28 protein-coding genes and 1 tRNA gene are annotated in these 23,439 nt (G+C 42.1%); 12 read left to right on the forward strand and 17 right to left on the reverse strand.

Features of this window, described 5'->3' with window-relative positions:
- Positions 1-78 precede the first annotated feature (78 nt).
- A complete protein-coding gene (locus tag ACKTT2_RS33820) occupies positions 79-981 on the forward strand; it encodes a hypothetical protein (protein WP_407895042.1) in 903 nt (300 codons plus the stop codon).
- Positions 982-1,513: 532 nt separating this feature from the next.
- Here the strand turns inward: ACKTT2_RS33820 and ACKTT2_RS33825 are convergent.
- From ACKTT2_RS33825 to ACKTT2_RS33860, 8 genes are all read right to left on the reverse strand, one after another.
- On the reverse strand, positions 1,514-1,981 hold the full coding sequence (locus ACKTT2_RS33825; RefSeq protein WP_407895044.1) for a type II toxin-antitoxin system VapC family toxin: 468 nt from the start codon (positions 1,979-1,981) through the stop codon (positions 1,514-1,516).
- Positions 1,975-2,262, reverse strand: coding sequence for an antitoxin family protein (locus tag ACKTT2_RS33830; protein ID WP_407895046.1), 288 nt, complete (start codon positions 2,260-2,262; stop codon positions 1,975-1,977). The genes ACKTT2_RS33825 and ACKTT2_RS33830 overlap by 7 nt, the downstream gene beginning before the upstream one ends.
- A 271-nt stretch (positions 2,263-2,533) precedes the next feature.
- The gene (locus ACKTT2_RS33835; protein ID WP_407895048.1) at positions 2,534-3,034 is read right to left on the reverse strand and encodes a HEAT repeat domain-containing protein; all 501 of its coding nucleotides are present in this window, start codon (positions 3,032-3,034) and stop codon (positions 2,534-2,536) included.
- 33 nt (positions 3,035-3,067) lie between these two features.
- Complete coding sequence (locus ACKTT2_RS33840) at positions 3,068-3,454, reverse strand: SMI1/KNR4 family protein (protein WP_407895050.1); 387 nt, start codon at positions 3,452-3,454, stop codon at positions 3,068-3,070.
- 9 nt (positions 3,455-3,463) lie between these two features.
- Complete coding sequence (locus tag ACKTT2_RS33845; RefSeq protein ID WP_407895052.1) at positions 3,464-4,981, reverse strand: DNA phosphorothioation system restriction enzyme; 1,518 nt, start codon at positions 4,979-4,981, stop codon at positions 3,464-3,466.
- A 99-nt stretch (positions 4,982-5,080) separates the two neighbouring features.
- The gene (gene lexA, locus ACKTT2_RS33850) at positions 5,081-5,686 is read right to left on the reverse strand and encodes a transcriptional repressor LexA (RefSeq protein ID WP_407895054.1); all 606 of its coding nucleotides are present in this window, start codon (positions 5,684-5,686) and stop codon (positions 5,081-5,083) included.
- A 191-nt stretch (positions 5,687-5,877) separates the two neighbouring features.
- On the reverse strand, positions 5,878-6,804 hold the full coding sequence (argF, locus tag ACKTT2_RS33855; RefSeq protein WP_407895056.1) for an ornithine carbamoyltransferase: 927 nt from the start codon (positions 6,802-6,804) through the stop codon (positions 5,878-5,880).
- The gene (locus tag ACKTT2_RS33860; protein WP_407895058.1) at positions 6,792-6,956 is read right to left on the reverse strand and encodes a hypothetical protein; all 165 of its coding nucleotides are present in this window, start codon (positions 6,954-6,956) and stop codon (positions 6,792-6,794) included. Before ACKTT2_RS33860 ends, argF begins: the two co-directional genes overlap by 13 nt.
- A 33-nt stretch (positions 6,957-6,989) precedes the next feature.
- Here ACKTT2_RS33860 and ACKTT2_RS33865 point away from each other — a divergent pair.
- The 6 genes from ACKTT2_RS33865 (at position 6,990) to ACKTT2_RS33890 (ending at position 9,512) form a co-directional block, all read left to right on the forward strand.
- A tRNA-Thr gene (locus ACKTT2_RS33865) sits at positions 6,990-7,061 on the forward strand.
- A 113-nt stretch (positions 7,062-7,174) separates the two neighbouring features.
- A complete protein-coding gene (locus tag ACKTT2_RS33870; protein WP_407895060.1) occupies positions 7,175-7,375 on the forward strand; it encodes a hypothetical protein in 201 nt (66 codons plus the stop codon).
- The gene (locus ACKTT2_RS33875; protein WP_407895062.1) at positions 7,372-7,629 is read left to right on the forward strand and encodes a type II toxin-antitoxin system RelE family toxin; all 258 of its coding nucleotides are present in this window, start codon (positions 7,372-7,374) and stop codon (positions 7,627-7,629) included. The genes ACKTT2_RS33870 and ACKTT2_RS33875 overlap by 4 nt, the downstream gene beginning before the upstream one ends.
- A gap of 138 nt (positions 7,630-7,767) precedes the next feature.
- A complete protein-coding gene (locus ACKTT2_RS33880; protein WP_407895065.1) occupies positions 7,768-8,208 on the forward strand; it encodes a hypothetical protein in 441 nt (146 codons plus the stop codon).
- 115 nt (positions 8,209-8,323) lie between these two features.
- Positions 8,324-8,881 carry a Uma2 family endonuclease gene (locus ACKTT2_RS33885; protein ID WP_407895067.1) on the forward strand — a complete coding sequence of 186 codons (558 nt, stop codon included), beginning with the start codon at positions 8,324-8,326 and terminating at the stop codon, positions 8,879-8,881.
- A gap of 73 nt (positions 8,882-8,954) precedes the next feature.
- The gene (locus ACKTT2_RS33890) at positions 8,955-9,512 is read left to right on the forward strand and encodes a Uma2 family endonuclease (protein ID WP_407895069.1); all 558 of its coding nucleotides are present in this window, start codon (positions 8,955-8,957) and stop codon (positions 9,510-9,512) included.
- Between the two features lie 80 nt (positions 9,513-9,592).
- Here ACKTT2_RS33890 and ACKTT2_RS33895 read toward each other — a convergent pair whose 3' ends face one another.
- Positions 9,593-11,878: an RNB domain-containing ribonuclease gene (locus tag ACKTT2_RS33895; RefSeq protein ID WP_407895071.1), complete on the reverse strand. Its 2,286-nt coding sequence runs from the start codon at positions 11,876-11,878 to the stop codon at positions 9,593-9,595.
- A gap of 285 nt (positions 11,879-12,163) precedes the next feature.
- Between ACKTT2_RS33895 and ACKTT2_RS33900 the strand changes: the two genes are divergently transcribed.
- On the forward strand, positions 12,164-12,535 hold the full coding sequence (locus tag ACKTT2_RS33900; protein WP_407895073.1) for a helix-turn-helix domain-containing protein: 372 nt from the start codon (positions 12,164-12,166) through the stop codon (positions 12,533-12,535).
- 6 nt (positions 12,536-12,541) lie between these two features.
- Here the strand turns inward: ACKTT2_RS33900 and ACKTT2_RS33905 are convergent, their stop codons facing one another.
- Both ACKTT2_RS33905 and ACKTT2_RS33910 read right to left on the reverse strand, forming a co-directional pair.
- The gene (locus ACKTT2_RS33905) at positions 12,542-13,693 is read right to left on the reverse strand and encodes an alanine--glyoxylate aminotransferase family protein (RefSeq protein ID WP_407895195.1); all 1,152 of its coding nucleotides are present in this window, start codon (positions 13,691-13,693) and stop codon (positions 12,542-12,544) included.
- A gap of 111 nt (positions 13,694-13,804) precedes the next feature.
- Positions 13,805-14,383, reverse strand: a complete 579-nt coding sequence (locus ACKTT2_RS33910) for a DUF981 family protein (protein WP_407895075.1) — start codon at positions 14,381-14,383, stop codon at positions 13,805-13,807.
- Positions 14,384-14,533: 150 nt separating this feature from the next.
- On the opposite strand from ACKTT2_RS33910, the gene ACKTT2_RS33915 reads away from it, so the two are divergent.
- Positions 14,534-15,229, forward strand: a complete 696-nt coding sequence (locus ACKTT2_RS33915) for a bacteriorhodopsin (protein WP_407895077.1) — start codon at positions 14,534-14,536, stop codon at positions 15,227-15,229.
- 106 nt (positions 15,230-15,335) lie between these two features.
- A complete protein-coding gene (gene purN / locus ACKTT2_RS33920; protein ID WP_407895079.1) occupies positions 15,336-15,995 on the forward strand; it encodes a phosphoribosylglycinamide formyltransferase in 660 nt (219 codons plus the stop codon).
- A 96-nt stretch (positions 15,996-16,091) separates the two neighbouring features.
- Here the strand turns inward: purN and ACKTT2_RS33925 are convergent, their stop codons facing one another.
- The 6 genes from ACKTT2_RS33925 to ACKTT2_RS33950 all read right to left on the reverse strand — a co-directional run bounded on the left by ACKTT2_RS33925 (position 16,092) and on the right by ACKTT2_RS33950 (position 20,099).
- Positions 16,092-17,021 carry an RNA-guided endonuclease InsQ/TnpB family protein gene (locus tag ACKTT2_RS33925; RefSeq protein ID WP_407895081.1) on the reverse strand — a complete coding sequence of 310 codons (930 nt, stop codon included), beginning with the start codon at positions 17,019-17,021 and terminating at the stop codon, positions 16,092-16,094.
- Between the two features lie 369 nt (positions 17,022-17,390).
- Positions 17,391-17,972: a CPBP family intramembrane glutamic endopeptidase gene (locus ACKTT2_RS33930; RefSeq protein ID WP_407895083.1), complete on the reverse strand. Its 582-nt coding sequence runs from the start codon at positions 17,970-17,972 to the stop codon at positions 17,391-17,393.
- Positions 17,973-18,052: 80 nt separating this feature from the next.
- Complete coding sequence (locus ACKTT2_RS33935) at positions 18,053-19,156, reverse strand: DUF3326 domain-containing protein (protein ID WP_407895085.1); 1,104 nt, start codon at positions 19,154-19,156, stop codon at positions 18,053-18,055.
- A gap of 89 nt (positions 19,157-19,245) precedes the next feature.
- Positions 19,246-19,419 (reverse strand): DUF8621 family protein, encoded by a 174-nt coding sequence (locus tag ACKTT2_RS33940; protein WP_407895087.1) that lies wholly within the window; start codon positions 19,417-19,419, stop codon positions 19,246-19,248.
- A 76-nt stretch (positions 19,420-19,495) separates the two neighbouring features.
- Entirely contained in the window at positions 19,496-19,810 is a 315-nt protein-coding gene (locus ACKTT2_RS33945) for a 2Fe-2S iron-sulfur cluster-binding protein (protein WP_407895089.1), read from the reverse strand.
- Between the two features lie 52 nt (positions 19,811-19,862).
- Positions 19,863-20,099, reverse strand: coding sequence for a hypothetical protein (locus tag ACKTT2_RS33950; RefSeq protein WP_407895091.1), 237 nt, complete (start codon positions 20,097-20,099; stop codon positions 19,863-19,865).
- Between the two features lie 180 nt (positions 20,100-20,279).
- Here ACKTT2_RS33950 and acnB point away from each other — a divergent pair, with 180 nt between their 5' ends.
- A complete protein-coding gene (acnB, locus tag ACKTT2_RS33955; RefSeq protein ID WP_407895093.1) occupies positions 20,280-22,943 on the forward strand; it encodes a bifunctional aconitate hydratase 2/2-methylisocitrate dehydratase in 2,664 nt (887 codons plus the stop codon).
- 214 nt (positions 22,944-23,157) lie between these two features.
- A complete protein-coding gene (locus ACKTT2_RS33960; RefSeq protein ID WP_407895095.1) occupies positions 23,158-23,403 on the forward strand; it encodes a RelB antitoxin-like protein in 246 nt (81 codons plus the stop codon).
- Positions 23,404-23,439 lie beyond the last annotated feature (36 nt).

Genomic DNA, 23,439 nt, shown 5'->3' on the forward strand with positions numbered 1-23,439 from the left:
AGTGGGATGGGCGTCTCGCCTGTCCTCATGAATTGGTTAAGCTTTGATAGTCACGATTTACCCTGCAAATTTACCTTCATGGCTCAGACTCCACTTAACCAAATGCCATTCTCATATCGAACGCAATCTCCTGATACAAGCCCCGATGTGGAACAAATTTTGATTCAGCGGTGGCGCGAGATGCTTCCAACGGAAAAAGCAAAGCTTGTCCGCAATGCAACCAAACGATGTTGGCAATTAAGTTTAATAGGAATTTGGAATCAACATTCGTACTTGTTAACAATGAAGCAAGTGCGACAGGAATTTATCCGGCGACGATTTGGTGTTGAATGGATACAGGTGCTCTGTAACGAGGATTATTGGGGGAAGTTTGAGGATATTGTAGGAATTGAAACGGTGATGGAAGATGCAGTTTGGTTGGCATTAAAACTTGCTGAAATTTTAGAAGGACTGGATATTCCATATTTAGTGGGGGGGTCTGTAGCCAGTTCGCTGTTAGGAGAACCTCGTGCAACTTTGGATTTGGATTTGGTTGTCGATCTTCACTCATCCCAAATCGAATTGCTGATTGCAGCCATGACAGGTGAGTTTTATCTCAGTATTGATGCGGTAACCGATGCTGTTGAGCGTAAAGCCTCGTTTAATGCTATTCATCTTGAAACTACAGAAAAGGCAGACTTTTTTGTTCTAGGCGACGATGCGTTTTCGCAATCAAAACTGCGTCGCCGTCAAATCTATCGATTACCCGGACAATTCGGGCAGTCGATTTATATTTATTCGGCTGAAGATATTATCTTGCAAAAGCTGCGGTGGTATCGGATGGGATTTAGCCAATCGGATCGTCAGTGGCGTGATGTTTTGGGGGTTCTCAAAGTTCAAGCGGAACATTTAGATTTTGAGTATTTACGCCTGTGGGGACAAAGATTAGGGCTTGATGATGAACTATCAAAAGCGTTTCGCGAATCTGGTTTGCAAGAATAATACTGTAAACTCAGTCATACTGTCTTCTGCCGTTAATTACAAGAGTGGTTTTTTGGTATCAATTCCGTGCAGAGAGCAGTGCGTTGCGGTGAGTCTAGTCCTGTATGCGGCTTTCCCTCCATAAGGAACAGTTTCTTTAAGTTGGGACAACGAAAAACTAGTACTTCCAGGAACAGAAACTGGGTTTTTTACACCCAAATTTGATTAATGTATCAGCGCTCTAGTACTATAACGAGACTTTCACGAAGCAATGAAAATTGCAGGTGCGGAACTCTTGATGGGCTTGCGATGGCAATTTGTTAGTGTCTTGCACTGTAAAACTTACAGACCGAGATTGTTGCTTGAAGGTAACTGCTAATCCTATCTCTATCAACTCAACAATCGTTTCTGAACGATTACATCTACACTCCACCCTGTTGCTTGCAAAACAAAATCGTTTGTATATATTAACTGTTTGTTAAGTCGTTTTCATCAGTAAAAGCGCATATCTTTAAAAACACTAACAAAACTTACTTGTTGCTCCCATACAAAGTTAAGGATGGTCATTGGGATTATCAGTGATGAGGTTTTCGATTTGAGCAACTGCAAGCAAACGCTCATCAGCAGTGAGAAAAGTGAATGTCATAGTATTTGCTTGAGAGAATTGAGGCAAAATGCACAATGCAGAAGCAAGTTGAACGGCATCATAAGCTCTGAGGGGATGACGAGTGACAAGTTCTCCTGCCATTTGAGTCACTGTTGGCAGTAATTCAACTTTTTGATACTGAGTATCAAAGTGGTAACGAAATGCTTGCAAAATTTGGCTAACCTGATTGCTAGAAAGGCTACCCTCGCGTTGGCGACGAGCCAATGCACTCAAAATTTCAACCCAGGTAATTCGGGCAATAATCAGCAAATTACCACTCGACTGAGCCGTTAAGAACTGAATCCAAGCGGTTCCTGTTTCTGAAACATACCGTTTAAGCAAAGCACTACTGTCTAAAAAATATGCTTTTACCACTCACCTCGATCCTCAATGATTGTTTCTGAAAGTGGTTGACCCGTAACATGAATGGACTGTACCATTGCTGCCAAATCATCGTCAGAAATCGGTTCTGCATCAGAGGGGGTGGGAGGTGTAAGTAAACCAGACTCATAAAAAGGTCTAAGCAAAGGCATAAGTTCAGTCATGTTTCGATCGGGTAACACTTGCAACCAAACAGTTTGGTGGTCAGAAAAATTTACTGGAGTTAAGGGACGTAACACTCCATTTTCGTAAATTGCCGGAATTGTCTTAGCCATTAAAATTCATCAACTTTTAGCTTTAAAGCTATTCTACACTAAAAGAAGTAGGCGTTACCGATTGCAAAATTAAGAGGGCAAGCAATATTTTAGTCAAAAATAAGGTTTGTTTTGAAATATATTCAATGTTATACAATAGTCCCGCACCAAAGAAACTTTCCAATTTTATCAATACACCCATCCTTATCTCCTCAAAATTTTTTAATCCTTGCGCCTGCTAACCCTCCAAAGTTTTCGATTCACAATCTCCAATCTTCGATTATATTTATTTTTATAGCCATAACTTCTCATTACATTTCTTTAGTTCTAACAAAGCGTTTTGAGCTTCTTTCCTAATAAGTGGAGAATCATCTTGCAAGGCATTAGTTATTGGTGGTAATGCCCTAAAATTACACATTTTACCTAAAGCTTTTAGTACCCAAGAGTAAACTCCATCTCTACAAAGACCTTTTACTCTACTTAAATTTTGTGAGGCTTCTAGCAATAAATTAACACTTCTTGGATCTTTAAATCTAGCGATCGCTATTGTGGCTTCAGCAACTTGTCCAATTAAACTACTATTGGAAAAGTCTAGTGGTTGTAGAAGTAAAGATTGACAAGCCAAAAGCGCTCTTTCGCCAAGAGCGGCATTATATTTACGTAATACTGAAGCAGCTTTGCATTCATCTTCGCAAATGTATCCATTTCTATTTAAGTAATAGGCTCCTGTTTCATAGCACTCTGCTAGTGTCAACATCATGTCAGTTAGACTTGTATAAAAAATCTTCGACATGGATGCTTCAAGTAAAACAACTACTGGTAATTTTTATCTTTGAGGGTCAATAAGAGGAAGACCACAGAAGTTACAATTGTTTTCTATAAATACAAACAGAGGGCTGATTTCATACCATTCACTTTTCTCTGTTACAAATTGTTTTCTACTTTCAATATATTCGTTACATCCTTGACTGCATTCAATAGCTCTAGAAAGAGGTAAAAACTGCAGAGAAGGAAAGCATAACGCCTTAGCATCTTGTTCTGTTCCATTTCGCCATTGGTAAAGCTCATAAATTTCCTTGGGTAATTTAAATCCCAATTCTTCTACTTGAATTTCATCAACTTTTAACCCAGGCTGAAAGGAAGCAGCATACTCTGGCTGATGCTCTTGCTGCCAATTTATAATTCTTTCTAAAGCTTCAGTTAATGTTCCCATCAAATCAGATCATATATCCAATAAACTGTAACGCTTTTGTAGAGCAAGCAACTTCATCCTGGCTTCACCTGCATTATCGGCTAGGTCGGCAAATTCCACAAATCTCAGTAATTCTTTCCGCAACAAGTTCCGCTCAACTTCTAGTGTATTCCTATCTAAATCTGGTGGTAAAACTATCATGTCAAATATGGTTGCGCGTTCTTTCCCTGGATGTGGGCGTAAAACTCGTCCGCGTCTTTGAATAAACTGGCGGGGATTGCCAGAACTTGCCAAAATCACAGCAGTTTGAATAGCCGGAATATCGACTCCTTCATCTAAACAGCGAATGGCGACTAAACCTTGTAATTCTCCACTCTCGAATTGGCGGCGCAAAACTTCTCTTTCTGCTAATAGTGTTTGGGCAGTATAAGTACTTATTCTGTAACCTAACTCCGTTCCTAATATTTTGGCGACGGCTTTCACTTGATGTAGATCGGAACGCTGAGTTACATCAAGCGAACCATCGCTGCAATAAAAGAGGGTATGGGTGGTGTCTCGACGATTTTGCATCAGTTCGCGCAAAGCGTGTAACTTGTTTTCGGCTGCACCTATTAATCTTGCTCTTTGCATTAACAAGGGTTTTAAGTCTTCATTGTCTTCAAAATTTCCGGGTGCAATATTGTCTCGTTCTCGGTACAGGAGTGCTCGTCCAATTTTTTGCGTTAGCTTAGCGTATGCACGGCTTTCTGTTTCTGTTAATTCTACAAGTACGGGGTAATAGAGGTAATGGACTAGAGCACCTTGCGCGATCGCATCTCTCAAGGTAAACTCTGGTTGCAGAACAGGACCAAAGTATCCAAATATAGATTGGGTTCCATCTTCATCAAAATATCTCTCTGGTGTAGCAGACAAAGCGAGCCGCAACCCAAGGCGTCGGGGTAAACTTTCTTCTAATCTAGGTGCGCCGAGGTTATGTGCTTCATCTCCGACAATCAAAGTTTTTTCGGGAAAGTACTTGACCTGAGATTGAAAACCATCGTTAATTAGGGTAGAGTTACTAGTAATAATTGTCAAAAAGGGTTGAGAACCAGAACGAACGTTGTAGAGTTGCGTGGAGAGTTGACTCTGCCAATTGCGTACATTCTCAAAGGCGAGGATGGGCTGCAAATTAAATTTTTCACATTCTCGCGCCCATTGAGTGACAAGATGGCGGTATGGGCAGACAACTAACACGGCTTGCAGGTTTATTTGCTTGTAGAGTTCGCAAACAATGGCAAGTGCAACGATTGTCTTTCCACTACCAGTTGCCATTTTCAAGGTTCCTCTGCCGTTGTTGGCAAACCAATTGTCAATCGCCTGTCGCTGATATCCCCGTAATTGGATGGATATCGGCATTTTAGGGCATCCAGGTAATGATGGCTGCTGTATTTGATATTTACTTTTGTTTTCGCCTACGAATGGTGGCTTGAGGAGATATGTCGCTAAATTTGCCACTTCTGCTGTGTAGGAAGTTGGCGGTTGTGAAATTCGTTTTTTTAACAAGTACATATTGTATTGGCCAGTAGTGAGTGGTGAGTGGGGAGTAGGGAAATAGGGAAAATGTCCCCACTCCCTACTCCCCATTCCCCATTCCCCATTCCCTATGATTTAGTTGTAATTGCGCCAGATGGCGACTAGGGAACCTTGCACTTGTACTTGAAAGGCGTTTACCTCAATGGGATCGTATTTGGGATTTGCTGCTTTGAGGGTGACGCGATCGCCGTCACGATAGAATCGTTTTAAAGTCGCGCCAAATCCGTCAACTCTAGCAGCAACGATAGTGCCATCTTTGAGATGATCTGGTTCTGGTACGGGACGCAAAAAGACTAAATCTCCATCAACGATAGAGTCCTCAATCATACTGTCACCCGTTACCCGCAAAGCATAAGTTTTCGCAGGTAACGTCATACTCGTGAGGTCTATATACTCTTCCGCTTCCGTAACTGGTTCGATCAAACCCCCTGCTGCAATTTCACCCAAAATCGGGACACCTAGTTTTATTGGTCGCAAAATTCTAATTGTTCGCGCTTTCCCTTCATTCCATTCAATGTACCCTTTGGTACGTAAATGCTCTAAGCGACTTTGAATTGGTGCAGGGGATTTTAAATTCATTGCCTGCATCATTTGTCGGATAGAAGGTGAATGCTGGTGCAAGCGTATATATTCTGCCAGCCATTCGTAAAGTTCTCTTTGAGCTTCTGTGAGACGTTCCATAATTTTTTTGACAGGAAAATACAAATGTTCCTAGAACATTAGTACTACAAAAAACATCTTTATGCACTATCTTTTACTAATTTTTCTGAAAAAACTTTGTAATTGGGTGGGAACAGAGGAGTGAAGAGAGAGGAAAAATACTCACAATTTAAATTTTACAACCTCTCACTCACAAACTCCTAACTTTTTTCTTAGATTTTTTCTGCTCCTAAAAGACTTGCAAGTAAAGCTTTTTGGACGTGCATTCGATTTTCTGCCTGGTTCCAAATTTGCGATTGGGAACCTTCCATGACTTCATCAGTGATTTCTTCACCACGATGTGCTGGTAAACAGTGTAAAACAATTGCCTTGGGATCGGCAAGACTTAATAGGCGATCGTTCACTTGGTAAGGTCGAAAAACTTGCTTTCGGTCATCTGCTTCTTCTTCTTGTCCCATACTTGCCCAAACATCGGTGTAAATGGCATGAGCACCTTTTGTTGCTGCTTCGGGGTCATGAGTTAGGATTACCTCTGTTTTTCCACTTGCAATTGAGCGTGCTGTTTCTAGAATTGCAGCATTTGGTTCGTATCCATTGGGTGTGGCAACTCTCACATTCATTCCTACCAAAGCACAACCCAGTAACAAAGAATTTGCCACATTATTCCCGTCTCCAACATAGGTTAAGGTTAAACCCGTGCAGGAGCCAAAACATTCTTGAACTGTCATTAGATCGGCCAATACCTGACAGGGATGCTCCAAATCGGTGAGGGCATTAATGACGGGAATTTTGGTATAGTTAGCAAAAATTTCTAATTCTTGCTGCTCAAAGGTGCGAATTGCCAAAATATCTAGATATCTATCTAAAACTCGTGCCGTATCTTGCACGGGTTCTCCACGACTCACTTGCGTAACATTGGGATTTAGATCGATTACCTGTCCGCCAAGTTGGTACATTGCTACAGTGAAACTGACTCTCGTTCGAGTAGATGCTTTGGAGAACAGCAAACCCAAGACTTTATTGCATCTCAATCTCAACTGTTGCGACTTGAGCTGGCTTGCCATTTGCAAAAGTTCTTGAACTTCCGTGGGACTGAAGTTTGCCAAACTTAATAAATCTCGTCCTTTCAACCCTGCCATGCTTGTTGATGTGCGATCGAACAATTTTTTATTGTCGATCTTTTACCCTGGTCTTGTCCAAAAAAATTGGGAGAAATATATTTTGCAGCGATCGCTTGCATAACAAGAAGATATATGCTATATTGTTTGACTAGTGCAATGCCTGAAATCAATAAACATAGTGTTATTGTCAAAGGTGTAAAAGTGCCAGCATAGCACAGTGGTAGTGCATCCGACTTGTAATCGGAAGGTCGTCGGTTCAAATCCGACTGCTGGCTTTGGGAGAGGCAGAGGGCAGAGGGCAGGTGGCAGCTATGCTTTGAAGAGTTTTATGCTACTTTAGCATATTGCATATAATCAATTTAAGCTTAGAAAAACATAGGCACTCACTATGACCGACAAAGAACTACGCCAAGAAATCATCAAAGAGATGGAAGATATAGCTCCAGAGACATTGGAAGAGGTATTACACCTCATCAAAAAACGCAAGCAGGAGGAGGATGAAGAAGATCTGCGAGAGTCTCATGCAGCATTAGCTGAATTCGGTAGCATTCCTTGGACTGAGTTAAAAAAAGAGCTGGGATTGGCGTGACTTATAGCATAGAAATTAAGCCAGCAGCAGCCAAACAAATCAGAAAACTACCACGAGACGTACAAGAGCGAATAGGAGCGCGTCTAAACGAATTAGCTCTCAACCCTCGCTTGGACGGTGTAAAAAAACTGACTAACTCTGAACTGTATCGTGCGCGTGCGGGTGACTACCGGATTATTTATCAAATCCAAGACAACGTACTACTGGTAACTGTGGTGCGTGTCGGACACCGAAGAGACGTTTATAAAAATTAGAGCATCAGTGGAAGGTTGTCGGTTCAAATCCGACTGCTAGCTTTAAATGATATTAATTTGTCAAGTAGTCAAATAATTTGGCAATCGACACTTGTCAGAGGGCAACTATTAATTTCTATGACACTGACAAGGAGCAAAATGCGTAAATATATTATTTTTCGCGCCGAAGCAAATCAAACGGGTTGGGAAAACCGTAAACTAGAGCATACACAATCTTTGACCAGAATTTTAACCGAACATTACGATTGCTCGAATAAACCAATACCAAAAGTGGGATATCGTCCGGCGGAGTTTCTCAGAGTTGATACGCTTCACGATCCAAAACAGCACGGCTACAGCACTCATTATCGAAAAGGTGATTGGGAAGTCACAAAAGTGGAAACCTACACCCCTGACGTTCCCATAGGTGAATTTGACATCATAGTCATTTGTCATTGTAAGTACTCACCCATCAACGCACCACTTAAACCGATGCCAGAACGTCAAGTATCGATTGACTCGTTCGGTGGTGACGAGCAAGCTTACCAGCAGTGGATAGAGCAAAACCGGGTCACTGTAGAAGTAAAGCAAAGCGCTTAACAATTTTATTACCCTTCTGCTGGATGCATAGCAGAGGAAATTCACCACTCATTAACACCGGATCGCGTTGACTAAGCAGACTCAGCTAAAATAAAGAAAAGCGATCGCGACCATTATGTTTACTGTTGCGGATTTACAAGAATTACAAACAGAACACCCAGATTGGCAAATGGAACTGGTGGATGGGAGTATTGTTGTTATGGGTCCATCAGATTACGAATCAGAAGAAATTGGTACTGAGCTTGCTGCTCAACTTCGCAATTGGGTTAAGCCTCGCAAACTAGGAAGAGTCACGGGTTCTTCTGCTGGATTTATTCTGCCAAGTACAGACCCATCTGTGAGTAGAGATTTACGCGCTCCTGATGTATCTTTTGTCAAAGCCGATCGCTTAAAAAAGACTAAGCGGGATTTTGTACAGCTGGTTCCAGACCTAACAGTTGAAGTGAAATCTAAAACCGATCGCGTTAAGGTTTTAGTAGAAAAAATTCAACTTTTCCTAGAACTAGGGAGTACTGTCGGTATCCTAATTGACCCCGATGAGCGAACTGTTACAGTTTATCGGCTTGGTCAAAGCCCCACAGTTTTAAGGGATAGCGATCGCTTGACGCTACCAGACTTGTTACCAGGATGGGAATTGGTAGTATCGGACTTGTGGCCTCCTGAATTTGATTGATTGTTGCGTTACTGGGAAGAAACGAGTAATGACACTCAGCTAAAATTAAAAAGAAAAAGCGCTCGCGAGCATTATGTTCACCGTTACGGATTTACAAGAATTACAAACAGAACACCCAGATTGGCAAATGGAACTGGTGGATGGGAGTATTGTCGTTATGCGTCCATCGGATTACGAATCAGAAGAAGTTGGCTTGGAGTTTGCACGACAGCTTGCCAATTGGGTACGTCCTCGCAAACTAGGAAGAGTAACAGGCTCCAGTGCTGGATTTATTCTGCCGACTACAGACCCATCTTTGAGTAGAGATTTGCGAGATCCTGACGTGTCTTTTGTCAAAGCCGAACGCTTAAAAAAGACTAAGCGCGATTTTGTACAGATGGTTCCAGACCTAACAGTTGAAGTGAAATCTAAAACTGACCGCGTTAAGGTTTTGGTAGAAAAAATTCAACTTTTTCTAGAACTGGGAAGTACTGTCGGTGTCTCGAGCAACCCCGACGAGCGAACCGTTACTGTTTATCGGCTCGGTCAAAACCCTATAGTTTTAAGGGATAGCGATCGCTTGACGCTACCAGACTTATTGCCGGGATGGGAATTAGTAGTATCAGACTTGTGGCCACCTGAATTTGATTGACTTGCGACTATGCAGTACGCAGTACGTAACGATCGCATAGTCATCATAGCAACTCTAATACGCTTAAGGGCAATGTTTAATCAACTGGTTTCGCTAAAAACTAAATTCGGCACGGATTCCAAAACTTTTATCCCTTGAGTGTAAGCCTCTTTAGCAGCAAGTTGTTTGGCTGTTTTCTTGTTAGGATAATCAGCTACAGCGAGAATTTCTTCCTCAAACAATTCAATGCGACAGCGACACCGAAAACCCCCGCCTCCTAGCTGAGTAAAGGTATATTTTGGTTCTTGTTGCTTGAGTTTGATAACCAGTTCTTGCAGAAGTCCAACGAAATTGAGATCGGGAGCGCTTAAGTCAACAGTATCTATAACAATGGGTTTTTGAACTTCAGTTTTTACTTTGACGGGTAACTCTCTTTCACTAGGATTTACTAAGCAACCACGAAGATAGTCTCGAACCCAAAGAACGGCTGCTTGGTTGCGACTCGCTGCTTTTCCTGGGGCGATCGCACACTCTCTTGTTGTCAGCATCGAACCATCAACCGCAACGACAAACCACGTACAGAATTCTTTGCCTTCATCAAGAATTGAGTTCTTTATCTTCCAATTCGTATTAATTTGAGTTTGCATCATTAATGCCGAGACTGCCATGTAAGGCACTTTGGTTAAAGCCGATAAAGTTACCTCATGTACCTTAGAATCCCTGCTGTGAAATAAAAGATAAGTAAAATCTGAGGCTTGCAAAAGTTCTTGTTTTCCTCGCCGTTCAATTTCATCAATTATGCTTTCAACCGTATTCAGTTCGATAACACGCTTTACCTCGCGGCTAAACTCTTTTGGGGTCAGTTCTTGCATAGTTCGAGGCGCTGCTGATAGGTGCTTGCTTTCAACCTTATGAGGTAATTCTCGTTCGTCGGGATGAACCAAATTACCACAAAGATATTCCTCAATCCAGAGAACTGCTGCTTTATTATGGCTATTTGCTTTCCAGAGATCTGTTGCACCTTTTTTTGTTGTTAGTGCCGCACCATCAATACTGATAACAAACCAAGTACAAAATTCCGTACCTTCATCAATAATAGAATCTTCTATCTTCCAGTTTTCAACCTTTTGACACTGTATAGTCAGTGCTGAAACTGCTACGTTAGGAGTTTCGTTTAAAGCCGAACAAATTATTTTATGGACATTATTATCTCGAGCATAAAATAGAAGGTATGTAAAATCTGGAGGTTGTAGTATTTTTTCTTGCGCTCTGCGTTTTATTTCATCAACTATATTTTCAACATTGTTCTGCTTGGCAGTATATTTAACTATGCGAGAAAACTCTTTTGGAGGGAGTTCTTTAAACTCATTAGACACAAGAATTTTCTCATACTGTTTTTTCTTTTCTCCTGAGAAATAATCATCAGCATTTTCTTGTAAACTCTGTCGATATTCAGTTGCTTTAATCGAAATTTCTTGAAGTTCTGCTTTAGTATAGGGCAGTTTTTGTCCGTTCAACCAAGCTTTGAGAATTCTATGGTTGACTAGATCGACGTACCGTCTAATGGGAGATGTGAAATGACAATAAGCTGGTGTTGACAAAGCAAAATGTCCTGTTAAAGTAGGACTATATTCAGCTTTGTTCATCCAATTAATTAGCAATGACTGAATGTAGCCCATAGAAGCCACAACCGATATTGATTCTAAGATGCGCTTGCGATCGGGTGCGATCTCCTTAGCTGAATGATTTCTATACACGATGTTGATTCCTGCGTTCGCCATGGTGTTGGCTACCACAAAATTACAAAGAATCATAAATTCGGAGATAATTTGCTGGCTTTTATACTCAACCGCGAGCAAACGCCCATCTTCAGTGACTAGTAAATTATCGCTTAATGAGATAGCGATCGCACCTTGTTCTTGACGGCGAATGTTTAGTTTTTTGGCTATCAGTTGACAAAGTTTTAAAGCAGAGTGGAAATCGTCTTCCCGATTTTTCAAAGCAGCATCTGCTTCAGCGTAAGAAAATCTCCTTAGACTACAAAGTTCCGATTCAAAAATTCTAGTTTCTAAAATTTCCGCGCTCTGTGACAAGCGAACTTGTACTGTCACGGTATCTCGTGTTTGCTTTTCCAACAAGCTGAGGTCATTTTCTGCTAGCTGCTTGGGCAGCATGGGACTCACCCTACTAGCTCTATATCTCGTTTCTATTCTATTCTGAGCGTTGCGATCGATGTAGCTATCTTTCTTCACGTAGGCGGCTACATCGGCGATATGGATAGACAGCAGTATCCCTTCGTTTTGTTGCTCGATCCAAATTGCATCGTCCAAGTCCTTAGAGGTTTCTCCGTCGATTGTAAAGCCAACTACTCCTACTCTTTGTTGCATACGTCTTACAAGTAATACAAATACACTTTATTTTAGCGAGTTTGTCAACAGCGCTCCCCATTGCTTTAACTTGGTATCGCTGTTAAAGTTTACCCTAACTCCTCCATTTGCGGGAGAATTAAAACGGTTGACCTACCCATGTACGTGCATTTAAGAGGTGGTTTTGAAAATATTTTTCGTAATTATTGGGATTTTCTTGACGTTGAGAGCGTTGCATTTTATGTAAGAGAGCGATGGCGGAAATATGTTTAATAATAAGAATACCCCCTTTTGGCAGGTGCGCTTATGACAAATATTTATGGAGGAATAGATCCTAGAGACATCCCAAGTTATTCCATCAGTGATGCTGCTCGCTACTTACGCATTCCAAGAGGTACAATTCGAGCATGGACAGTGGGGCGGCGTTACCGGATTACTTCGGGATCTAATTTCTTCAAGCCCTTGATTCCAATTCACAATCGCAGACCACGACTTCTTTCATTTACTAATCTCATCGAAGTTCACGTTCTTCGAGCAATTCGCAAGCAACACAAAATTGATTTGTATAAGGGGAATAAATTAATGTTTACTCAAAATTTGTTGTGGTGCGGGCTAGAAGCCCGCACAATCTTTATTTTAGTTGGGTTTCGTTCCTCAACCCAACCTACGCTGTCTTAATTCCCCCTAACCTTTTATTCCTACTTTCTCTAATGCATCTACAAATTTATCAACACTTTCTTGACGGCTATTAAAACCCATAAGCCCAACGCGCCAAACTTTACCTGCTAGTTCGCCCAATCCTCCCCCAATTTCAATATTATGCTCGTTCAGTAACTGCCGTGCGATCGCTTTACCATCAACTCCTTCTGGAATGCGAACTGTCGTCAGCGTAGGAAGACGAAACTCTCGCTCAACGTGTAAACTTAGCCCCAAATCTTCTAATCTTGCCCAGAGATATTCTACATTCTTTTGATGGCGCTGCCAACAGTTTTCCAATCCCTCTTCTGCTACTAGGCGCAATGCTTCACGCAAAGCATAATACAAATTAATGGGAGCAGTATGGTGATAAACCCGTTCTTGACCCCAGTACTTGTTCAGCAAAGTCATATCCAAGTACCAGTTCGCCACCTTATTCGGACGCTTTTGCAATTTCTCAACTGCACGAGGACTCATTGTAAATGGCGAAGCCCCTGGCGGACAACCCAAACCTTTCTGGCTGCAACTGTAAGCCAAGTCAACTCCCCATTCATCTAAAAATATAGGAACGCCTCCCAAACTCGTAACTGTATCTATCAGTAGCAGACACCCAAATTCTCGACACAAATCGCTAACACCTTCCAAAGGTTGACGTGCGCCTGTAGAAGTTTCCGCATGAACCAAAGCTAACAAACTCGGACGATGGGTTTCCAAAGCACTCCGCAATTCATCCAGAGTAAACACTTGTCCCCAAGATTTTGTAATGCTTCTTACATCTGCACCATATCGCCCCGCCATATCTACGAGACGATTGCCAAAGTATCCCATGACACCGACTAAGACAACATCACCGGGTTCTACAGTGTTAGCGATCGTTGCTTCCATTGCAGCAGATCCCGTACCCGAAACTGCGATCGTCATAGGATTTTCCGTTTGCCATACATAGCGCAAGAGTGATTGAATTTCATCCATCAGCCCTAAAAAAGCAGGATCGAGGTGTCCCAATGGGGAAGTGTTCATTGCCTCAAGAACTGCAGGATGGGCATTAGATGGTCCCGGTCCCAACAGAAGACGAGATGGAACTGCAAGAGGTGCAAGTTGCAGCCGTTGGTTATTGTTAATTGACAGTGTTTGCATTATTGACTTCCCAGCATATACATATAGCAATCGTATCTGATTTGTGAAAAATCTAAGTACTGTAGGATAGGCATTGTAGTGCATAACCCGGTTTTGCCTTATAGTGGCTGAAAACTAAGGCGTTCTCATAGGTAATGGTTGCCAGTTTGAGTAGTCAGCTATATGACCCCAATAAGTTAAATATCCTGTTAAAGCAAAAATGCAAGCTGCTGCTACAAGAACAATCGTGCCAACTAATCGGAGAGTTCGATTAGTACGGAAATATAGTGTTGGGGAAGCAAAAATTCCACCTAATCCTGTTAGGATAAATCCAATTCCTGTGAGCAGGGGACGTTTTGTTATATCGAGATTAATAATACGTACACCAATCACAAGAGCAGCAAGCCCAGCAAAAAATCCGTAAACAGCAATTGTCATTAAATCCCATCCTTGGGCTAAAGCTATGGAAGTCGCAATAAACAAAATTCCAAATAAAATTGTTGTTTCACCATAGGCAATATTGAAACTCCCTCTAATTGGCCATGTAAAAGTCATGTGTAAACCAGTCAAAAGTGCAATTGCTCCTGTTATCCCAAAGCCAGGAACCCAACGTTTGCGATCGCTATTGTCTAAACCATAGTAAACGTAACTAGCAAGGAGAAATAATCCTGCCACAAGATTTATTAACATTAATGAGATGTAGTTAATAAACATAATCTATCTTTGGATAGTGTTTAGTTGTATTTAAATCTATATATGGAATTGATTAAAATCTGCAATTAGAGGTATTTTTTATTTTAAGAAATTTGACATAATTTCAGACACGTTCGTAAAAATACTTATTTATTAAGATAGAGACTTTACATGACTCAAACTTGGCTTTGGATTGGTGTTATTAGTATGGCACTGGGAAGCGCCTTTTTTGGATTTGGCGCACACAATGCCAAAAATGAACGATGGAAAATCTTGTACACGCTCAATTTTTTTATTTGCTTAATTGCGTCTGGACTTTATCTAGCAATGGCATTGGGTTTGGGGGTTAATATTATTAACGATCGCCCTACCTACTGGGTACGATTCCTAACTTGGTTTTTTTCAACGCCCCTTTTACTACTGGATTTAACTTTTCTGGGAAGAACGAGTTTACCTATCACAGGTAGCTTGCTAGGAGCAAATGCTTATATGCTAGCTACTGGCTTTGTCGCTACAGTCACACCCAAGCCCATGAGCTACATCTGGTATGTAGTGAGTTGTGCTGCATATCTAGCAATTGTTTATATGCTTGCACAACCGTATCGAGTTGAAGCTGAACGCCTACATCCGAGAGCGAAGTCAGCTTTTCGCAAGCTCATAACAGTCCATTTGGTATTGTGGACGCTTTATCCAATTGTATGGATTCTCAGTCCAGAAGGATTTAGAGCCTTTGGTCAAGGTTCTGAGGCAATGTTTTATACGCTGCTAGATATTGCTTCTAAAGTTGGTTTTGGGTTTCTATCTTTAAATACCCTACGTACTTTGGAACAAAAAGGAGAAGCAGTAAGAGAAATGGTTAGTAGATAGTGGTTGGTGGTTGGTCGTTAGTAGATAGTGGTCTAATAACAACTAACAACTAACAACTAACTTAATGTAAGATAATGTAGAGCAAATTAGCCGCTCTACAGATTTTATGGGTCACAATTCTATAACTGATACAATGGATGTCAGCTTGATTTCCCCAAGCATTTCTAGTTACAAATGGAAAGATGGCACTTTAAAATTGGGAATTATGGCTTCGGGAAATGGCAGTAATTTTGAAGCTATTGCTCGAGATATTGATGATGGGCGCTTATCTGCTGAAATTAAAGTTTTGATTTATAATAACCCGGATGCTTATGCTGCGGTAAGGGCGGCAAAGTGGGGTGTACCTGCAGTTCTTCTCAACCATCGAAACTACAAACGCCGTCAAGATTTAGATGGACGAATCGTGCAAACTTTGCGCGAATATGGTGTGGAATGGGTTGTCATGGCAGGTTGGATGCGATTGGTAACTTCTGTGTTAATAGACGCTTTCCCCAATCGAATTCTGAATATTCATCCAAGCTTGTTGCCGAGTTTTAAGGGATCGCATGCTGTTGAAGCAGCACTTGCAGCAGGAGTGAAGATTGCTGGTTGTACGGTGCATCTCATATGTTTGGAGATGGATAGCGGACCAATTATTATGCAAGCTGCTGTACCCGTGTTGCCTGATGATACTCCTGAAACGCTTCATGCTAGGATTCAAGTACAGGAACATCGGATTCTACCAGATGCGATCGCTCTAGCGCCAATACTTTATGGCTCGCTTTGATTTAACTTTGATTTAAAAATGCTTTCTACTTCTTCATAAGGCATATCATATGGATAGGGGTCAACGGTGCCACCCACGAGGGGATGGCGCTTGTAACTAGCCGAGAAACTTGACTGAAACATATGGCGCATTGACTGACGCCTGCTCCTCCGTCCCGAAGGTAGAGGAGAGAATATAGTCGTCTCGGACATTTTTAGCAGCATTTAAATCGGCATGAGTCTGGTGTCCCCAATTTCTACAGTGGAACCTAGACTTATACCGATTTGTTCTTTTGATATGCTTACAAATATTGTACTTTTGGGAGGTGTAACGAGGATCTTGATGTACCACTCGTTTTCCCAAAACTTCTGCCTTATAAGCCAAGAACTGCTCTTGCTGATAGAACGCCCAGCTGCCCAACCATTTATTCATCTTCTTGCCCCTGAGTTGAGTGCGAATACTGAACAAGTCCTCAAGCACAAAAACCGCTATCCCTGGTTGGTTGGCTAGCTTTTTACTCACACAATGATTCGTATCCTTCATGAACCGCTTCTCGCGACCAGACATCGCTTTCAAGCGACGTTTAGCACTGCGAGTGCCTTTTTGTTGGAGATGACGACGATTATGTAAATAACGTCTTTGCACGGAGCGGATTTTAGAATAACTAAAGAATTGACCATCACTGGTGACAACTTGATGATACAAACCTCTGTCAATTCCTTGAATTTGTCCTTCTATTTGTTGTGGTGTTTCTGTCTCAAATACCAATCTTACCCAGAATTGCTTGGTTTGTTCGGTATAGGTAACAGTTGCACTGCCAAATTCCCAAGTTTCAAAAACTTCTTTGAAATAGTCAGGGACATCGAGAATTAAATTAACTCGCTTGCCAATACACGAGAGAGTTAATTGTTTTCCCCTAAGCGTCATTGTGCGCTTGTCATATCTAAGCCCTGATGTCGGTTTCTTTTTGGGAAAACTTTTAAATTTAGTGGCTTTGATTGCTTCGAGCGCATTGTCTCTGATTGTTTGCAGCAAAGCAGAAGGCACTTCATGCTACTGCACTCTTAACGAGTGATACAGTTCCTTGTGTGCCTTGTTTTTGTTGTAAGTCTTGTTTGCAATTGCCCAGTCAACGTGTGTGTTAAAAATTTCTGCACACTGGTTCATCAGTGGTAGAAATCTTTCAGATGGCAAGTTGACTGGGATGCTAACGGTGCGTTTCATTAACTTGATTGTCACGAACTAAGCTCTGAAAAAATGGCGGAACCCTATTACTGATATCCCTGCACTACCCCAAGGGTTAATCAAGGGGTGGGAACTAGATTTCTTTTATTTCCCCCCAATCCATCGGGGGGACTAAGGGGGGTAATAATGTGATGAAAATGACAGCAGACTACTTTTCAAACATCCTCTTAATTAAGATTGACCGAGCTTCCATAAAAAGCTAGAAATCATATTGGTAATTACATGAGCAACGATCGGCACTAGTAAATTACCAGTCAGAAGGGCGCTGTATCCTAGTAATAATCCAACAACACTCGCCCAAATTACGTAAGGCCATTGTTGGGGACCGCTTAGGTGTAAGACACCAAAGCAACAACTAGATAGAATGACTGCTAGATGATTAAATCCTAGAGCTGGTACCATAACACCGCGAAATAATAATTCTTCACTCAAACCTGGTAATAGCCCCAGCCAAATGATGTCTGGTAAAGCAAGGGGCTTCAATACCATTTCTAAGTAATAGTTTGCACTTCTACGGTAGGGAGTCCAAAGACGATAGACTATACCACTTAAAATTGTGATAGATAGACCCAAAAAAGCTCCTAGCATTAAATCCGTTGTTTGCCAACGCCAGGACATTAAAGGAATATTGCCAAAGCGCAACCACAGTTTAGCGACTATCCACAAAATAACTGCAGTTACTCCCATCGCTACCAACACTTGGGTGCGTGTCAGGTATGGAATTTCTGGCTCGTGCTTGTGCTGTTGTGCCACGGGAGTCTCCTCGAGGAGGGAAAGGAAAAAAATTATGAATGCTTTTTTATGTTAATCTCGAACGCTTAACAATTCATCACTTAGCTTTCATATTTTAATAATCGTAATTGGGATAGCTCCGATTTGAGGACTAATGGATCGATCCCCGCCTGATGAGCAACCAATACACCTATTGCCTCTAGATATGATTTTACTTGTATTGTCTCGATCCCCAATGGTTGGGGTCGTACTTGTATCTGAGTTTGATTTTCTTCTACTGTTACGATTTGGCATCGCCGACTTTGGCTTAAACTGAGTAAAGCGCTACTACCACAGGCAGTTGCGGGTACAATTACCGCATCGACTTCATTTGCCCAGATGTCTCCTGTTTTGGCTCCTGTGTTGGTATTAATTTTGGTTTCTTGTTCGGTCAATTGATGACTCGTCCCAATCAAAAATTGGGGTGCGCGACTCAAACCAACAAGTACGCTTGTTAAAAAAGTATAACCTAATTCTTCAGCAGCAGAACGGGGAGATAAATTGGGATCGAGGGGAGGAGGCAAAAAAGCGGGAGCATGGGCGCAGGGAATCTGAAATGTTCTGACAATTAAATGACTGATGACTGCTTCTGCACCTGCTATGGGATCGACTCCTTTTCCTTGGCGGTACTTTTGCTCTATTTCCTCATCTATGTTATCTGGAAAACGCGCAACTACTGCGATCGCTTCCGCACCTGCTTTTTCAATCAAGACAGATGCTGCTCGTAACAGGCTATCTGGGTTACCAATTGTTCCCCAACTTACCCCCGATGCTGATGTCTGTAATTTTACTTCTAAAGGAGCATCAGTTATGACATAATCAGTCAAAGATAACCCTAGTGTTGCTCTCGCTGCATCTGCTGCCTGCAAGTGCCGCAACTGTAACTCTGGTTCGATTCCTTTGTCTAAAATCAAACCTATCCGATTCTGATAAACAGGGCGCAATCCCCACTCTCCAGCTGCAAATTTGTCTAGCCCGTAACCTTCTACGTAAAGAGTGTTAGGTAAATTCCAGTACAAGTTGGCTCCATTGAGGACATTTGGGTGAGTAATCAAGCGATCGCAAACCCTAGCTAAAGCTTTTGCAATTGGCAATGCATCGCCTGCATAGCCCCCAATCGATGCTCCAACCCCAGTCGGTACAATTAAAATAGATGTGTATAACATTTATTAAATGTTGGTTGTTAGTAGGGGGCGCAAGGCATTGCGCCCGTACAGTAGTTAGCAGTTAACGACTAACGACTAACGACTAACGACTAACCATTGGTTACAACAGCTTCAACAGAACAGGTTTGCTTTTTAACGTCTACTGAGGAAATAGCCCAACGGAGAGGTTCTCCCTGTTTTTTGAGTTCTGCTTCAATCGCTTTTTGCAGTTCGGTGGGAGTTTCTTGTAAGTCAATTTCTACAGTCATAAAATGAGTCGTCATCGCGCTCTTCCTAACTTATGTATGGAGGGGATATACGTACCTATCTGATTGTGCAGCCGGATACCACATTTTTTTATTATTTACCAAATTGCAACTGATAAACTATTTCCTCTTTCTCAGTTTCAATTTTCAAATCGGAGCGAGGATAGGCGACACAAAGCAACACGTAGCCCTGTTTTTGAAGCTCTGGACTAACGCCCATGCCATCAGTTTGATCCACAGTTCCAGAGATAATTTTGGCAGCACAAGTCGTACAAACTCCAGCATGACAGGAACTTGGCAACTCTAAATGACTGGCATCAGCGACTGATAATATAGTTTCATTTTCAGCGACTTGCAAGGTATGAGTTTTGCCTTGGTGGATGATTTCAACTGTGTGTGTTTTGGGCATAAATAATTATTAAGTATGAAGTATAAATTTATGACTTCTTCAGTCTGACAGTTTATCTTATAATGAGCAAAAACTCAATTAAGAAACTTGTCAATCGGCAATTCTCCCAAAATTTCTTGTAAAATTCTCCCAAAATTTCTTGTAAAATTCTCCCAAAATTTCTTGTGGTACGGGCTTCTAGCCCGTCACTAACATAGGACGGGCTAGAAGCCCGTACCACAACAGACAACAGCATCCCACAACAGACAACAGCATCCCACAACAGACAACAGCATCCCACAACAGACAAGAGTTAGTTGACTGAAGTTGTGTAAGTTATGGAATTCTTAGCTTAATCTTTGACGGGAAAATATGCTATAAGCGAGACCGGAGGGGAAGGAATTCGCGATAATTGTTAAGAGGGGGTTAGAGACTAGAGAACCCCGCCTAACCCCAATCCCTGATGACTGAGTAGAATCTGGAGAGCAGAATGTTAGAATCATACCGCAGACACGTTACAGAAAGAGCCGCCCTTGGAATCCCCCCCTTACCGTTAGATGCAAAACAAACATCTGAACTGTGTGAATTACTAAAGAATCCTCCTGCGGGTGAAGAAGATACATTACTGCACTTGTTACGCGATCGCATTTCTCCTGGGGTCGATCCTGCAGCTTATGTCAAAGCAGGGTTTCTCTGTGCCATTGCGAAAAAGGAAGCGAGCAGCCCCTTAATTTCACCTATTGCTGCAGTACAATGGTTAGGTACGATGGTAGGTGGTTACAACGTCCAAGCATTAATTGAACTTCTGCAAACTCCCACCACATCTCTATCAGATTCTTCTGAAACACCCTTAGTGATGAAAGGGCAAGGAAAGGAACCGATAGCCGCCTATGCAGCAGAGGCATTGAGCAAAACTCTTTTGGTGTATGATGCCTTCCACGATATTCTAGAGTTATCCAAAACCAATCCTTTTGCCAAACAGGTGATTGATTCTTGGGCAGCAGCTCAATGGTTTACTTCTCGTCCAACATTGCCTGAATTTATCAACGTTACTGTCTTCAAAGTACCGGGCGAGACAAATACAGATGACTTATCTCCCGCAACCCAGGCTACCACACGTCCCGATATTCCCCTACACGCCTTAGCAATGTTGGAAAGTCGAATGCCCGGTTCGCTGCCAACCATTGCTGAGTTAAAGACAAAAGGTTATCCTGTAGCTTATGTTGGGGATATAGTAGGAACTGGTTCCTCCCGTAAGTCGGCAATTAACTCCGTGCTATGGCACATTGGAGATGATATTCCTTACATACCCAACAAGCGATCGGGCGGGTATATTTTAGGTGGTACGCTCGCACCCATATTCTTTAATACTGCAGAAGATGCGGGTGCTTTACCCATCCAGTGTGATGTCACCAAGATGGAAACCGGTATGGTGATTACCATCTATCCCCATAGAGGAGAAATTACTAACGAAGACGGCGAAGTTATTTCCACCTTCACCCTCAAACCCGATACAATTCTTGATGAAGTCCGTGCAGGCGGGCGCATTCCCCTACTCATCGGACGTACCCTTACAGACAAAACCAGACTGGCTCTTGGTTTAGAACCCAGTACAGTCTTTACCCGACCCAAACAACCAGCCGACACAGGCAAAGGTTATACTTTGGCACAGAAAATGGTGGGTAAAGCTTGCGGTTTACCTGGAGTTCGTCCCGGTACGTCTTGCGAACCGATTGTCACAACCGTTGGTTCTCAGGATACCACAGGACCGATGACCCGCGATGAATTAAAAGAACTTGCTTGTCTCGGTTTCTCTGCTGACTTGACAATTCAGACTTTTTGTCATACAGCAGCTTATCCCAAACCAGTTGATATCAAAACTCAAAAAGAACTACCCGACTTCTTCGCCTCTCGCGGTGGTGTTGCTTTACGTCCGGGCGATGGTATCATTCACTCCTGGTTAAACCGAATGCTATTACCAGACACTGTTGGCACTGGTGGAGATTCTCACACTCGCTTCCCTCTGGGTATTTCCTTCCCCGGTGGTTCTGGATTAGTGGCGTTTGCTGCAGCTTTGGGTGTTATGCCTTTGGATATGCCAGAATCCGTGTTGGTACGGTTTAAAGGAGAGTTGCAACCTGGTATTACTCTTAGGGATATAGTGAATGTCATTCCCTATGTAGCGATTCAAAAAGGTTTGCTCACAGTAGAGAAGAAGAACAAGAAAAATGTCTTTGCTGGGCGGATTCTGGAGATGGAAGGCTTACCAGATTTGAAAGTTGAGCAAGCTTTTGAATTGACTGATGCTAGTGCCGAGCGTTCTTGTGCGGGTTGTACGATTAAATTGAGTGTTGAGACAATTTCAGAATATCTGCGTTCCAATGTAGCTCTGTTGAAGAACATGGTAGCACGGGGTTATCAAGATGCCCGAACTCTCATGCGGCGCGTTGCCAAGATGGAGGAGTGGTTGGCAAACCCGGTATTGTTAGAAGCGGATACCGATGCAGAATACGCGGAAATTCTCGAGATTGATTTGAATGAAATCAAAGAACCTATTGTGGCAGCGCCCAATGACCCCGATAATGTGAAATTGTTATCGGAAGTTGCTAATGACCCCGTACAAGAAGTATTCCTTGGTTCTTGTATGACAAATATCGGTCATTATCGTGCCATGGCTAAGGTATTAGATGGTGCAGGTGCAGTGAAAACTCGCTTGTGGGTTTCTCCACCGACTCGCATGGACGAACACCAACTGAAGGAAGAAGGTGTTTATGGTATTTTTGGTGCTGCAGGTGCGCGAACAGAAATGCCGGGATGCAGTTTGTGCATGGGTAATCAAGCGCGAGTTGCTGATGGAGTCACGGTGTTTTCTACTTCTACTCGCAACTTCAATAACCGCATGGGTAAAGATGCACGAGTGTATCTCGGTTCTGCGGAATTAGCTGCAGTTTGTGCGCTGTTGGGAAGGATTCCTACCGTGCAGGAGTATTTGGATATTGTGGGAAGTAAAATTCATCCTTTTGCCGATCATTTGTATCGGTATTTGAATTTTGACCAAATTGCTGGTTTTGAGGATGAAGGACGGGTGATTCCGTTGGAACAAATGCCTAGAATTGAGGAGATTTTGGGTATGCCTACTGCATCTAAAAAGTAGTTTATGTATGGTGGGCATTGCCCACTATAAAGACACAAAGAAAGTTTAGTCATTTATAGTAAGAAGGGAATTGGAATAAACTAGGACTTACCCATAGCCCCCCTTTTTAAGGGGGGTTGGGGGGATCTACAACGCGTGCAATCTCCAAAATACCGTTGATTTTGCGTAAGCCCTGAAAACTTTACAGTTGTACTTTGCTTACTAAAGCCAGAAAATGAAAGCCGATAAATATCCATTTGCCAGAGAATTAATAACTGAGACAGAAGGAAACATTCAAAAAGTGGTCATTGATTTTAATGACTATCAACATTTGTTGGAAGCCATTGAGGATGAAGGACTAATCCTTGTGATGCGGATAAATCTGTACCTCACGCAGATGCAAATTGATATAACTGTAATGGATTGTCGCTTCTGTCCCAAATACCAGGAACAAACTTATCCAGAGAAGCATCTGTTATGAAAAATAGCTTTTGAGATACATCGGTATCTAGCTAAG

The sequence above is a fragment of the Scytonema hankhaensis NUACC26 genome (assembly GCF_045865695.1).
GTDB lineage: Bacteria > Cyanobacteriota > Cyanobacteriia > Cyanobacteriales > Nostocaceae > Scytonema.

Bases quoted from the DNA above. Each gene is read 5' to 3' on its own strand.
- ACKTT2_RS33820 (WP_407895042.1), top strand. From the start codon at position 79: ATGGCTCAGACTCCACTTAACCAAATGCCATTCTCATATCGAACGCAA.
- ACKTT2_RS33830 (WP_407895046.1), bottom strand. From the start codon at position 2,262: ATGGCTAAGACAATTCCGGCAATTTACGAAAATGGAGTGTTACGTCCC.
- ACKTT2_RS33835 (WP_407895048.1), bottom strand. From the start codon at position 3,034: ATGTCGAAGATTTTTTATACAAGTCTAACTGACATGATGTTGACACTA.
- ACKTT2_RS33840 (WP_407895050.1), bottom strand. From the start codon at position 3,454: ATGGGAACATTAACTGAAGCTTTAGAAAGAATTATAAATTGGCAGCAA.
- ACKTT2_RS33845 (WP_407895052.1), bottom strand. From the start codon at position 4,981: ATGTACTTGTTAAAAAAACGAATTTCACAACCGCCAACTTCCTACACA.
- lexA (WP_407895054.1), bottom strand. From the start codon at position 5,686: ATGGAACGTCTCACAGAAGCTCAAAGAGAACTTTACGAATGGCTGGCA.
- argF (WP_407895056.1), bottom strand. From the start codon at position 6,804: ATGGCAGGGTTGAAAGGACGAGATTTATTAAGTTTGGCAAACTTCAGT.
- ACKTT2_RS33870 (WP_407895060.1), top strand. From the start codon at position 7,175: ATGACCGACAAAGAACTACGCCAAGAAATCATCAAAGAGATGGAAGAT.
- ACKTT2_RS33880 (WP_407895065.1), top strand. From the start codon at position 7,768: ATGCGTAAATATATTATTTTTCGCGCCGAAGCAAATCAAACGGGTTGG.
- ACKTT2_RS33885 (WP_407895067.1), top strand. From the start codon at position 8,324: ATGTTTACTGTTGCGGATTTACAAGAATTACAAACAGAACACCCAGAT.
- ACKTT2_RS33890 (WP_407895069.1), top strand. From the start codon at position 8,955: ATGTTCACCGTTACGGATTTACAAGAATTACAAACAGAACACCCAGAT.
- ACKTT2_RS33895 (WP_407895071.1), bottom strand. From the start codon at position 11,878: ATGCAACAAAGAGTAGGAGTAGTTGGCTTTACAATCGACGGAGAAACC.
- ACKTT2_RS33900 (WP_407895073.1), top strand. From the start codon at position 12,164: ATGACAAATATTTATGGAGGAATAGATCCTAGAGACATCCCAAGTTAT.
- ACKTT2_RS33910 (WP_407895075.1), bottom strand. From the start codon at position 14,383: ATGTTTATTAACTACATCTCATTAATGTTAATAAATCTTGTGGCAGGA.
- ACKTT2_RS33915 (WP_407895077.1), top strand. From the start codon at position 14,534: ATGACTCAAACTTGGCTTTGGATTGGTGTTATTAGTATGGCACTGGGA.
- purN (WP_407895079.1), top strand. From the start codon at position 15,336: ATGGGTCACAATTCTATAACTGATACAATGGATGTCAGCTTGATTTCC.
- ACKTT2_RS33935 (WP_407895085.1), bottom strand. From the start codon at position 19,156: ATGTTATACACATCTATTTTAATTGTACCGACTGGGGTTGGAGCATCG.
- ACKTT2_RS33940 (WP_407895087.1), bottom strand. From the start codon at position 19,419: ATGACGACTCATTTTATGACTGTAGAAATTGACTTACAAGAAACTCCC.
- ACKTT2_RS33945 (WP_407895089.1), bottom strand. From the start codon at position 19,810: ATGCCCAAAACACACACAGTTGAAATCATCCACCAAGGCAAAACTCAT.
- acnB (WP_407895093.1), top strand. From the start codon at position 20,280: ATGTTAGAATCATACCGCAGACACGTTACAGAAAGAGCCGCCCTTGGA.
- ACKTT2_RS33960 (WP_407895095.1), top strand. From the start codon at position 23,158: ATGAAAGCCGATAAATATCCATTTGCCAGAGAATTAATAACTGAGACA.